This window comes from Flavobacterium sp. PS2 (assembly GCF_046250155.1).
In the GTDB taxonomy this organism is placed as follows: Bacteria; Bacteroidota; Bacteroidia; order Flavobacteriales; family Flavobacteriaceae; genus Flavobacterium.
This window is the reverse complement of record NZ_CP176426.1, coordinates 935,157-946,651: the sequence shown is the minus strand read 5'-3', so window position 1 is coordinate 946,651 and position 11,495 is coordinate 935,157. Positions and strand designations below refer to the sequence as shown.

The 11,495-nt window shown below is 32.0% G+C and carries 11 protein-coding genes; 1 reads left to right on the top strand and 10 read right to left on the bottom strand.

Features of this window, described 5'->3' with window-relative positions; genetic code table 11:
* Positions 1-61: 61 nt before the first annotated feature.
* The 10 genes from purU to ACJ6WR_RS03935 form a co-directional block, all read right to left on the bottom strand.
* A complete protein-coding gene (purU, locus tag ACJ6WR_RS03980) occupies positions 62-916 on the bottom strand; it encodes a formyltetrahydrofolate deformylase (RefSeq protein ID WP_409417114.1) in 855 nt (284 codons plus the stop codon).
* 134 nt (positions 917-1,050) lie between these two features.
* Positions 1,051-1,770 (bottom strand): DUF4197 domain-containing protein, encoded by a 720-nt coding sequence (locus tag ACJ6WR_RS03975; protein WP_086894586.1) that lies wholly within the window; start codon positions 1,768-1,770, stop codon positions 1,051-1,053.
* A gap of 565 nt (positions 1,771-2,335) precedes the next feature.
* Complete coding sequence (locus tag ACJ6WR_RS03970) at positions 2,336-3,208, bottom strand: hypothetical protein (RefSeq protein ID WP_409417113.1); 873 nt, start codon at positions 3,206-3,208, stop codon at positions 2,336-2,338.
* Positions 3,209-3,231: 23 nt separating this feature from the next.
* The gene (locus ACJ6WR_RS03965; protein ID WP_409417112.1) at positions 3,232-3,588 is read right to left on the bottom strand and encodes a hypothetical protein; all 357 of its coding nucleotides are present in this window, start codon (positions 3,586-3,588) and stop codon (positions 3,232-3,234) included.
* A 93-nt stretch (positions 3,589-3,681) separates the two neighbouring features.
* A complete protein-coding gene (locus tag ACJ6WR_RS03960) occupies positions 3,682-4,329 on the bottom strand; it encodes a hypothetical protein (protein ID WP_409417111.1) in 648 nt (215 codons plus the stop codon).
* Positions 4,330-4,579: 250 nt separating this feature from the next.
* The gene (locus tag ACJ6WR_RS03955; RefSeq protein ID WP_039111095.1) at positions 4,580-5,146 is read right to left on the bottom strand and encodes a PTS ascorbate transporter subunit IIA; all 567 of its coding nucleotides are present in this window, start codon (positions 5,144-5,146) and stop codon (positions 4,580-4,582) included.
* A 16-nt stretch (positions 5,147-5,162) separates the two neighbouring features.
* Entirely contained in the window at positions 5,163-5,423 is a 261-nt protein-coding gene (locus ACJ6WR_RS03950) for a hypothetical protein (RefSeq protein ID WP_123912089.1), read from the bottom strand.
* Between the two features lie 302 nt (positions 5,424-5,725).
* The gene (locus ACJ6WR_RS03945) at positions 5,726-6,082 is read right to left on the bottom strand and encodes a hypothetical protein (protein WP_086894592.1); all 357 of its coding nucleotides are present in this window, start codon (positions 6,080-6,082) and stop codon (positions 5,726-5,728) included.
* A 53-nt stretch (positions 6,083-6,135) separates the two neighbouring features.
* A complete protein-coding gene (locus tag ACJ6WR_RS03940) occupies positions 6,136-6,423 on the bottom strand; it encodes a hypothetical protein (RefSeq protein ID WP_409417110.1) in 288 nt (95 codons plus the stop codon).
* 718 nt (positions 6,424-7,141) lie between these two features.
* Positions 7,142-7,756 (bottom strand): WG repeat-containing protein, encoded by a 615-nt coding sequence (locus ACJ6WR_RS03935; protein WP_086894593.1) that lies wholly within the window; start codon positions 7,754-7,756, stop codon positions 7,142-7,144.
* Positions 7,757-7,993: 237 nt separating this feature from the next.
* On the opposite strand from ACJ6WR_RS03935, the gene ACJ6WR_RS03930 reads away from it, so the two are divergent.
* The gene (locus ACJ6WR_RS03930) at positions 7,994-11,422 is read left to right on the top strand and encodes a methylmalonyl-CoA mutase family protein (RefSeq protein ID WP_086894594.1); all 3,429 of its coding nucleotides are present in this window, start codon (positions 7,994-7,996) and stop codon (positions 11,420-11,422) included.
* Positions 11,423-11,495: the final 73 nt, after the last annotated feature.

Genomic DNA, 11,495 nt, shown 5'->3' with positions numbered 1-11,495 from the left:
AAAACTTTGCGACCTTTGCGTAAATCTTCGCGCACTTTGCGGTTAGAATCAGGGTAAACCCTTAAGAAAACACAACCGTTTTATTACTATAAACCATTGTTTTACGCTCAGCATGTAATTTTATGGCTCTTGCCAGAACAATACGTTCCAGGTCACGCCCTTTCATAATAAAATCATCTACCGAATGTATGTGCGAAACACGTGCAATATCTTGCTCAATAATCGGACCTTCATCTAGTTCCTCAGTTACATAATGACTTGTTGCCCCGATAATTTTTACTCCTCTTTTAAAAGCCGAATGATATGGTTTTGCTCCAGGAAACGCGGGTAAGAATGAATGATGTATATTAATGATTTTGTTTTCGTAAAGCGCAATCAGACTAGGTGTGATAATTTGCATGTAGCGCGCCAGAACAATAAAATTTATATCGTATTTTTTTAATAATGCAATTTGTTGTTTTTCGCCTTCTTCCTTAGTGTCTTTTGTAAAAGGAACACAATGAAACGGAATATCAAAACGTTCGGCAATCGATCTTAAATCATTATGATTGCTTATAATTACCGGAATTTCTACACCCAGTTCATCAGCACTATAACGTCCTAAAATATCAAACAAACAATGATCGTATTTAGAAACAAATAATGCCATTTTAGGTTTTTGTTCCTGATTGTATAATTGCCATGACATCTGGAAATCGGTTGCGATAGTAGTACTAAAGTCGGTTTTTATATCTTCAATACTAATATTGCGATTAGTAAGTTCGCATTCCAATCGCATAAAGAATACATTTTGCTCCACATCCACATGTTGGTCAATGTAAGTAATGTTTCCTTCAACTTTTAGGATAAAATTGGTTACAGCCGCAATAATACCTTTTTGGTCCTTGCAGTGAATAAGAAAAGTTATTTTTTGCATTTTATTTTTTGGTTAATCGGTTAGCTGTTTATTTGTTTAATTGCCTAATCGTTTTTTAGTTAATCAGTTAGCTGCATATATTATATTCAGTTTTTTCAATTAAACAAAAAACGATTAAACAGTTAAACGTAAAATTACTTCTTATCCTGCAAAGCAAAAACACTTTTTAATAAAGGCGTAGTTCTTTCGCTTATATCAGTTCTAATGCCTTTTTCTTCTACAGCAATCATTTTAAAAACTCCAGCAAGAGCTTGGTTAGTAGTGTAATCTGTTAAGTCAGGATTTACTTTCTTAACAAGCGGGATACTATTGTATTTAGCAATAATGTTCGACCAGATTACGTCGGCACCAACTTTACTAAAAGAGTTTTTAATAACAGGATTAAATTTGCTGTATAAAGCAGTAGTAGTGCTAGATTGTAAATAAGTTGTTGCAGCATTCTCATTGCCTAACAAAATAGATTTAGCATCGTTAAAAGACATGTTTTTTACAGCCGAAACAAATATAGGCGTAGCTTCTTTTACAGCATCTTCAGCAGCACGGTTCAATACCTTAATACCTTCATCAGCTAGTGACGAAAGACCAATTTTTCTTAAAGTAGCATCTACTTTTTGCAATTCGGCAGGCATAAGGATTTTAACCGCTTCATTTTTATAAAACCCATCGGTAGCTGTTAATTTTGTTACTTGTTTAGATATTCCTTTATCCAAAGCTTCTTTTAAGCCCGATGCAATATCTGCGCCGCCGCCCAAAGTTTGTATTTGCGAAGATAATTCATTTAAATTTTTCGGTATTTTTATTTGTGCACAAGCAGTTAGAGAAAATGTCAACGCAAGGAGTAAAATCTTTTTCATTAAATATTAGTTTTATAAGTTTCAAAAATACTACTTATTCAAAAACAAAGCCACAATTTTATTTTAGGAGCAGAAACATTTTGTTTTATTAGTAACAATGTTCCCGCTGTACACTATATCCGCGCCAAAAAGAGCGCAGGATGCCGTTTCCATCGGGGCTAGATTAGGAAAAATAGTTTGTATTAGGAGAGAATTTGAGATGTGAGAGAATAGAAGCAAGACAATAGAAGTAAGATGATAGAGGCAAGACAATAGAAAAAGTGGTAACGATTATTTTGTATGTAAATAGAACTGCAAAAGATTTACAGCAAAGAGCAGGATTTTTACCGCAAAGTGCGCAAAGTTTTAATTCTTTGAACCTTTGAACCTTTGTAACTCAGTACCTTTTTTTAAAGAACCTCAATACCTTCCTAAAAACCTTTGTTCCTTTAAACTTAGAAACTTAGTCTCTCAGAACCTTAGAGTCTTTTTTAAACCTTTGAACCTTTGTAACTTAGGACCTCAGTACCTTCCTAAAAACCTTTGTCCCTTTGAGCCTTTGAACCTCTGAACCTTTTTTAAATCCTCATCTATGTATCTCAATTGGATAAATAAATACATCATTAGGTTCAAATAATACTCTTAGATCTTTATTATAAAATGCTTTTCTGTTCTTGAATATTCCTTTTTTTGTATACGGACTTTTCACTTCAGTAAAATCATTTGGGTAGATAAGCTTTTTATCTTTACTCGAATAAATTTTAGTTTCTTCAACGTAAATATCTATTGTTGTGGCCGAGTTGAGTTTGATTTTTTTTAATTTATTCTTTTTGCCAAAAGTTAGTTTAAAATCTTCCCAGACTTGATATTTTTTTTCTTCTTGTAAAGGTAATTTTCCTATCAATTCCTTTATTTCCTTTTTCGTCATGCCAAATTTCAAAAAATCTAAACTTACTCCAGGTTTTAAAACAGAATTAAGCGCTAGTTTTTTACCAGGACCATAAATATTATTATAAGTTCTGCCCGAAACAATTTCTTTTTCTTCTTTCTTCTTTTTGTTTTCGGAATAAACGGCAATCTGAATTATTTCATAAGGAGACAACAGGCCACTAATCATCATGTTTAAATCGGTGAATATTAAATCTCGATTTACAATATATGGGTTGTGTTTTGATAAAAAGAGGTTTTTTTCGTCCTCATTACCTATCGTATATTTGGTTTTGTCTATTTCGATACTAGTAGCATCGTTTAAAATTATAGTTTTTAATTTATCATTTTTAAAGTAAAAATAATAACCAAATTCTTTTGTTGAGCTTAATGTAAAACGAGATCCATTTGTATATTTCTCATACTCTCTGAATTCGTTTTTTTGTTTTAATATTTTCTCCACTTCATTAGGATTCATGTCTATTTTATAATCATCAATCCCGTCTTTATATATTAAAAAAGTATTTTTCATTTGTAGTTATTAAATTTTGGTAACTAAGCTTTTTCCATGTAGTTTAAAACAAAAAGTTCTTGCAAGATTCCGTCTGTATTCTCATCATTCAAAAGTAACTGCGGTTCCAGTTTTTTATCCGGATTTACATTTCCATCTAAGATTCCTAAGACATCTACAACAGTTTCTGTAATCGTATTTTGTATAATTTCAAAAAACACCTTTTGGTTTTCTTTAGACAAGCTATTAAATAAATTTAAAGCCGATTTGTAATAGGGGATTAACTCATCGGTTACAGTAGTTTTTTCGTATATCTCTTTGTATAAATTAGTGCCCAATAAAACTACATCCTCATATAATATATCCAAAAAATGTTCGCTCATTTCTTCCGTCGTTTTCATATTATCTATTGGTTTTAAATTAATCTATTTGAATTATAAATATCAAAATCGATAAAACCCATTGTATGACTTTATCGATTTTGATTATTGTGTTTATTTTATGTCTGCGTAATTATCGGTAAAAAGGCGTCCTTCGCCTATAGATATTAAAGTATTGTATGGGTCTTTGTAATCATCGGACATGATTGATGCCATTTGTAAATCTTTGATGCCCTTAATTTTATTGTCCTGAACATCAAGTTCACCGGATAAGATAATCAGATTTTGATATTTTGCAATATAAGCCCCTTTATCTAGCTCGCCATTACTATGAAATAAGATAGTGAATTTATTGCCTTCGCCAGATATAAAAGTGCCTTTTCCTTCCCATATTTCATTATTGCTATCATAGGAATAAATTAGAAAATTTTTAAAATCGATACTTAATTTAGCCGTATTTTGGTTAGAGAGCGTAAGAGTCGATGTACCGAAAGTAGTTCCTGATGCAAGATCTGCAAAGTTGGATTTAGCACAATAAAACGGGTCAATGGTGTAAACACCTTCTACCAGAGGTGGAGTAGTGCCTTTGTGTATGATAATCCCTAATTGGTCAATCGATTTTTGCATGGTACTATTTATATAGTAATCGTACAAGATTTGTTCTGGTAGTACAGGACGGTCTTCATTATCATCACTAGATGAACATGCGGTAGTAGCCATTACAATACATAAAAGAAATAACTTGATCGTGGTAATTTTCATAGCATTAATAATTTTGGAATTAATAGTGATAAGAAGTATTCTCAATAAGAATGTTTGTAACCAAAATAATTACAATTAAATGCACTTATTGAGAAATAGTTTCAGTTTAGTTATATGCGAATATCATTTTTATTAAAGTTATTTCAGGCTATTATAAGTTTAAAAACGAGTATTTTAGGGTAATGTTTTTAGGTTTTATTGATGGTATTTATTTAGGAAATAGAACAAAAAAGCTTATTAATATGATTAATTAAAGAGTTGTTTTTGGGTAAGATTTTGCTCTGTTTTTAATATGGATAATAGTTTTTCCTGTTGTTGCATCAATCTCAAATCTTTCCTCGCTTACACCATGAGGAGTAAATTCGCATGGAATAATAATAAAATACTTCATTACTTGTGAGTTTCTAGATACAGACGAAACATAATTATTAGTCTTGATTTGGTCATTTTCATTCATAAGATCTATATCATATTCCTGTTTCATTTTCTTTACCAAATCTTGCCAACTAAATTTAAAAGGTTTGTCGTTATTTATCTCCTTTATAAGTTCTCCTTTTTCATTAAATTCTCTTCGGAAACCAATAATACAATCATAAAAGCTTTCTATTTCTTTTGTTACATTTAAAGTTTTCTTATCATACAAATGCCTTTTTTTTATAGGTGTATTTAAGTATGTCACTGTTTGTTGGTAAGAATCTGTATGTTCCAAGAGATAAATTTCAAGGGCATTACCATTGCTATCTGTAGTTATATATCGGCAATAAGTAGCGCCGTTTTTTTTGTGTTTGTAAAATGATTCTAAATCAAATTTTCTCATGGTATTTTTTTTATAATTACAATTGGGTATAGCGAGAAATTTTTATTTTTCTGTCAGATGGTATATGATTTGTCCTGGTATAGCCCCAAAGAATAAATTCTAACTCTAGGTATTGAGCATCTTTTTTTAAAACGGTAGTTGAGTCTGGAATAATTTTAAATGAGTCAGTTTTTTCATCTTCAATGATTGAACTATTAGTGTTATCCTTTAAATCTTGATGATTGTTTTTACAATTAGTAAAAAAAATGCTAAGAATTAATAGTTGCCAGCTTTTCATTTTGCATTGCCCATTAGGCTTCGTTAACAGTGTCAATAACATGATGATTGAGTAATGTTTTGTAATTAAAAATGAACAAAACAGTCTTTGTCTGAATGTTTTTGACTTATTAAATAATAATTTTGTCGAAACAACAAAGGTTCTCTTAATTAATGGCGATTAATACTATTATAAGTTTTAAAACTACTAGGTTAAGGTAATATTTAAGTAAAAATGATTGTAGAGACTGAGAGCCAGCTTATGGGGAAATTCATAAAGTTGAATTTTATGAGTTCTGTGTACAGAATTATTTGTTTTGACTTTTATGCAAATTGCAAATAATGTAGATCAGGAGTATAAACAGGATTGTTTTGTTCTAGGTCATTTAGTATTATTTGGGTACAATCTTTACCGCCAATTATATGATAATATAACGAGCTAATTGTGTGAATTGGGCCTAAAGGAAGTCCCCACCAGCCGAAAATTAAATTTAGCATAAAATAATTAAAAGAGTACTTGAGCGTATTCTCGTTAGGTCGAACAAAATAAATAGGAGACTCTTTTTTATAAGATAAAAAAAGGGCAGAAACGGTGTAAGGAAATGCAACAAATTTTCCTCCTTGTTGTATTAGTTGTTTTATTTCAAAAAGTGTAAGTCCTTCAGTGTTATTCGTTTTCATTTTTAGATTTTTTATAAGTTATATTTCAGAAAAGAAAATTGACAGGGTAATCCTTAAAGTAAAAGAATCTTTGACCCTAATAGTAAATAAGTCGTAATCGAAAAAACTGCGATGATAAATAGTAATGAAATCCATCCGAAGATGTGTCTTTTATTATAGTAAACTGCTATTGTTGATAATATAAGTGCTGCTAAAAGCGTGAGAGGAGTAATTGCAACGATAGAAAATTTGCAGAAATCCTCAATTTTTGCCGGAGCAATAATAAAAATGATTATCAATATAAGAAGAGTACTTAGAGATGTGAAGCCTAAAATCTGGACGCTTTTTTGTTTACTTTGCATCAAATGGTATTTTAATAATTAAATAAAAATTTGATTCTGTTTTAAAAGTATTGTGACTAAGAAATTTTAATCACATAAAAATTCGCATTTATTTGTTGTTTAAAATATAACTACTTCTAATTCAGTATTTTTTGAGATTCAAGAAAAGTCATATATAACTCTTAAATCAAAGTGCAAAGGTCTGTTTAAAGAAAGCTGTTTTACGCCACTAGAAGTTTTAAAATTAGCAAGTTAGGGTAGTTTTTTGCTGTTTTTGGCAATAGAGAATTGATAAGTAAGAATACTATTATAAGTATGTGATTTTGTAAAGGAATTTAATCTGAAAAGAATATAATAACTCGCTGGGTGTAATTAATTTTAACACATAGAAACATAGGTCTTGTACGCACAAAAAAGGCGTTTCACTTGTTTTAAATGCATCCCGTCCCGATGCTTCGGGATCGGGACTAGCTATGTGAAAGAAATAGATTTCTTTTTGTACTCTTTTTTACACATAAAATCTATGTTTCTATGTGTTAAATAATTTTTTCACGACCCGAGCGAAGCGAATAGACGCAGTAATTGCACCCAACGGGTTATAATAGTATTCAATTATAATGTACTTGATCTTTTATGTTTCAATAAAATATCTCTATTCTTAAAATGTTTATGGATATGATAAGTAGAATAGTTATTTAATAATAAGGTGTTTATAATAATTAAGAGTCGAATATATTTATTAATTTACTTTAGGTTTGTCGATAACGAACCATTTGTTATTTATCATAACCATGATTTTATCTTTTGAAAAAAAACTTGCCATATCATCGTATTCAAAAGGAACGATGGTTTCTCCGTTTTTATTTATCATTCCCCATTTACCATTGAGTACAACTCTGGCTAAACCATCTTCAAAAGCATTTGCCAGTTTATAGATAATCGGAATTATAATTTTGCCGTTTTTGTTTACATATCCATATTTTTCATTTTTGGATACTAAAGCTAAACCCTCAGAGAAAAAACTTGAAGAAAAATCGGCTGGGTCATATATTAACGGAATAACTTCTTTTCCAGTCGCATCAATAAAACCACTTTTATTATTTAGTTCAACATAAGCCATGCCTTCGCGAAAAGCGGCTATGTTGTCATATTTTAAAGGTGTAATTTCATTGGCAGTTGCGTTTATAAAGCCCCATTTGCCATTTAGTTTTACAGCAGAAAATCCCCCTTGATAAGCCTCTATTTTATCATACTTTAATAAGGAATCATCAGTTTGCGTAGTTCGGTTTTTCATGCATCTGGCAGAAAGAAGTCCGACACTAATTGCTGTAATAAATACTATTATTTTTTTCATACACTCTATAAAATTGGATAAATGACTATTTAGGTTTAAGTGAAATCAAATATATAAGAAAAAACGTATGTTTTAATACTTTTGAGTAAGAAAAAATGAACAGAATAAGTTTTTTTTTCCGTATATAACTTGAGCCTGCTTTAAAAAGAGTATTTTTTTTGATAAGGTTTAAAACTAGATTCAAGAATCATTAAATTTTTTTGTAAATTGCTCTCCTAAAATTATCATATTCTCAAAATGGAACCACAAATACCTTATATTCCTAAAAATAAAGTAAGAATTGTTACCGCAGCATCACTTTTTGATGGACATGATGCGGCAATTAATATAATGCGTCGTATTATTCAATCCACTGGAGTTGAGGTAATTCATTTAGGTCACGACCGAAGTGTCGAAGAAGTTGTAAATACAGCCATTCAGGAAGATGCAAATTCTATTGCGTTAACTTCTTATCAAGGTGGTCACAACGAATATTTTAAATATATGTATGACTTGCTTCATGAAAAAGGAGCTGGGCATATCAAGATTTTTGGTGGTGGTGGTGGTGTAATCTTGCCAAGCGAGATTGCAGAACTACACGAATACGGAATTACACGAATTTATTCTCCAGATGATGGACGTTCTTTGGGATTACAAGGAATGATTAATGATTTGGTAGAACGTTCTGATTATCCTATTGGAGATAAACTTACAGATGAAATAAATCATATCGAAGATAAAAATCCAACGGCAATTGCACGTTTGATTTCTGCAGCCGAGAATTTCCCTGAAATTGCAAAACCTGTTTTTGATAAAATACATCAAAACAATGCAACTTCTAAAATTCCTGTTCTGGGAATTACAGGAACTGGAGGAGCAGGAAAATCATCTTTAGTAGATGAATTGGTACGTCGTTTTTTAATCGATTTTCCAACAAAAACTATCGGAATCGTATCTGTAGATCCATCAAAACGTAAAACTGGTGGAGCACTTTTAGGAGACAGAATCCGAATGAATGCTATTAATAACTCAAGAGTTTATATGCGTTCGTTGGCAACTCGTCAATCAAATCTAGCTTTGTCTAAATATGTTGCCGAAGCGATTCAGGTTCTTAAAGCAGCTAAATATGATATTATCATTTTAGAAACTTCGGGAATTGGTCAGTCAGATACAGAGATTATGGATCATTCAGATGTTTCCTTATATGTAATGACACCAGAATTTGGAGCAGCTACGCAATTAGAAAAAATTGACATGCTTGATTTTGCCGATTTAGTAGCATTAAACAAATTCGATAAACGTGGTGCACTAGACGCCATACGTGATGTGAAAAAACAATACCAACGCAATCATAATCTTTGGGATAAAAATCCTGATGATATGCCTGTTTTTGGAACAATTGCTTCGCAGTTTAATGATCCGGGGATGAATACATTGTATAAATCTATCATGGACAAAATTGTCGAAAAAACGGAATCAGATTTAAAATCGACTTTCGAAATTACTCGTGAAATGAGTGAGAAGATATTCGTAATTCCACCTCATAGAACAAGATATTTATCTGAAATTGCCGAGAACAATCGTAAGTATGATGATACTGCTTTGTCGCAACAACAAGTGGCACAAAAGCTATACGGTATTTTTAAAACTATCGAAAGTGTTACGGGGAAAGTTCCTGTGATTACCAAAGCAGGAATCGATGATAGTGCTTTTGTAAACGGAGCCGAAGAAAATCGTGTGTTCCTGAATCTTTTACTAAATCAATTTGATAAGGTAAAAATGGATTTAGATCCTTATAATTGGGAGATGATCCTAACTTGGGATGAAAAAGTAAATAAATACAAAAATCCTGTTTACAGCTTTAAAGTTCGTGATAAGGAAATAAAAATAGCAACACATACCGAAAGTTTATCGCACCAACAAATTCCAAAAATAGCTTTGCCTAAATATGAAGCTTGGGGAGATATCTTGCGTTGGTGTTTGCAAGAGAATGTTCCTGGAGAATTTCCGTTTGCTTCAGGTTTATATCCTTTTAAGAGAGAAGGAGAAGATCCATCTCGTATGTTTGCAGGAGAAGGTGGACCAGAAAGAACCAATAAACGTTTTCATTATGTAAGCGCAGGATTGCCTGCAAAACGTCTTTCGACAGCTTTTGATAGTGTAACATTATATGGTAATGATCCCGATGTACGACCAGATATTTATGGTAAAATCGGAAATGCCGGAGTTTCTATTTGTTGTCTTGATGATGCTAAAAAATTATATTCAGGTTTTGATTTAGTTCATGCTTTAACATCGGTGAGTATGACCATTAATGGGCCAGCGCCTATGTTGCTTGGTTTCTTTATGAATGCTGCAATCGATCAGCAATGTGAGTATTACATTAAAGCCAATGATTTAGAAAAAGAAGTAGAGCAAAAAATCATCAAATTATACAAACAAAAAGGAGTTACAAGACCTAAATACCAAGGCGATTTGCCAGCGGGAAATAATGGTTTAGGATTAATGCTTCTGGGAGTTACTGGTGATGAGGTTTTACCTATTGAGGTTTATAATGATATAAAAGCCAAAACACTTTCGCAAGTACGTGGAACAGTTCAAGCCGATATTCTTAAAGAAGATCAAGCACAAAACACTTGTATTTTCTCTACCGAGTTTGCTTTACGATTAATGGGAGATGTTCAGGAATATTTTATTACGCAAAACGTACGTAATTTTTATTCGGTTTCTATTTCAGGATATCATATTGCCGAGGCAGGAGCAAACCCAATTACGCAATTGGCATTTACGCTTTCTAACGGTTTTACTTATGTAGAATACTATTTGAGCCGCGGAATGAACATCAATGATTTCGGACCAAACTTATCATTCTTTTTCTCGAATGGAGTTGATCCAGAATACGCAGTTATTGGTCGTGTAGCGCGTAAAATTTGGGCAAAAGCCATGAAGATTAAATATGGTGCAAACGAAAGAGCACAAATGCTTAAATATCATATCCAGACTTCAGGGCGTTCATTGCACGCACAGGAGATTGATTTTAATGATATCCGTACGACATTGCAAGCTTTGTATGCTATTTATGACAACTGTAATTCATTGCATACCAATGCGTATGATGAAGCAATTACAACGCCTACCGAAGAATCAGTTCGTCGTGCAATGGCAATACAGTTGATTATTAATAAAGAATTAGGTTTAGCCAAAAACGAAAACCCAATACAAGGTTCATTTATAATCGAAGAATTAACCGACTTGGTAGAAGCGGCTGTTTTACAAGAATTTGACCGTATTACAGAGCGTGGTGGAGTTCTTGGTGCAATGGAAACGATGTACCAACGTTCTAAAATTCAAGAAGAAAGTTTGTATTACGAAACCTTAAAACATAACGGAGATTTCCCAATTGTGGGTGTAAATACTTTCCTGAGTTCAAAAGGATCTCCAACTGTTATTCCAGCAGAGGTTATTCGTGCTACCGAAGAAGAAAAACAATATCAGATAGATATGTTGAATAACTTACATGAGTATCATAAAGAATCGGTAAAAGACCATCTTAATACTTTGCAAGAAGCAGCTATTAAAAACGAAAACTTATTCGCCCATTTAATGGAAGCGACCAAAGTATGTTCGCTTGGTCAGATTACTTCGGCATTGTTTGAAGTTGGCGGTCAGTATAGAAGAAATATGTAGATTTTACTATTTTATAGATTTAGGAAACCTCTCAGAAATGAGAGGTTTTTTTGTAAAAAAAGTTTCTCAAATT

What these genes read in the sequence shown, in the direction of transcription:
- ACJ6WR_RS03945 (WP_086894592.1), bottom strand. Translation starts at nt 6,082, where the DNA reads ATGAAAACGAATAACACTGAAGGACTTACACTTTTTGAAATAAAACAA.
- purU (WP_409417114.1), bottom strand. Translation starts at nt 916, where the DNA reads ATGCAAAAAATAACTTTTCTTATTCACTGCAAGGACCAAAAAGGTATT.
- ACJ6WR_RS03960 (WP_409417111.1), bottom strand. Translation starts at nt 4,329, where the DNA reads ATGAAAATTACCACGATCAAGTTATTTCTTTTATGTATTGTAATGGCT.
- ACJ6WR_RS03975 (WP_086894586.1), bottom strand. Translation starts at nt 1,770, where the DNA reads ATGAAAAAGATTTTACTCCTTGCGTTGACATTTTCTCTAACTGCTTGT.
- ACJ6WR_RS03970 (WP_409417113.1), bottom strand. Translation starts at nt 3,208, where the DNA reads ATGAAAAATACTTTTTTAATATATAAAGACGGGATTGATGATTATAAA.
- ACJ6WR_RS03965 (WP_409417112.1), bottom strand. Translation starts at nt 3,588, where the DNA reads ATGAAAACGACGGAAGAAATGAGCGAACATTTTTTGGATATATTATAT.
- ACJ6WR_RS03930 (WP_086894594.1), top strand. Translation starts at nt 7,994, where the DNA reads ATGGAACCACAAATACCTTATATTCCTAAAAATAAAGTAAGAATTGTT.
- ACJ6WR_RS03940 (WP_409417110.1), bottom strand. Translation starts at nt 6,423, where the DNA reads ATGCAAAGTAAACAAAAAAGCGTCCAGATTTTAGGCTTCACATCTCTA.
- ACJ6WR_RS03950 (WP_123912089.1), bottom strand. Translation starts at nt 5,423, where the DNA reads ATGAAAAGCTGGCAACTATTAATTCTTAGCATTTTTTTTACTAATTGT.
- ACJ6WR_RS03935 (WP_086894593.1), bottom strand. Translation starts at nt 7,756, where the DNA reads ATGAAAAAAATAATAGTATTTATTACAGCAATTAGTGTCGGACTTCTT.
- ACJ6WR_RS03955 (WP_039111095.1), bottom strand. Translation starts at nt 5,146, where the DNA reads ATGAGAAAATTTGATTTAGAATCATTTTACAAACACAAAAAAAACGGC.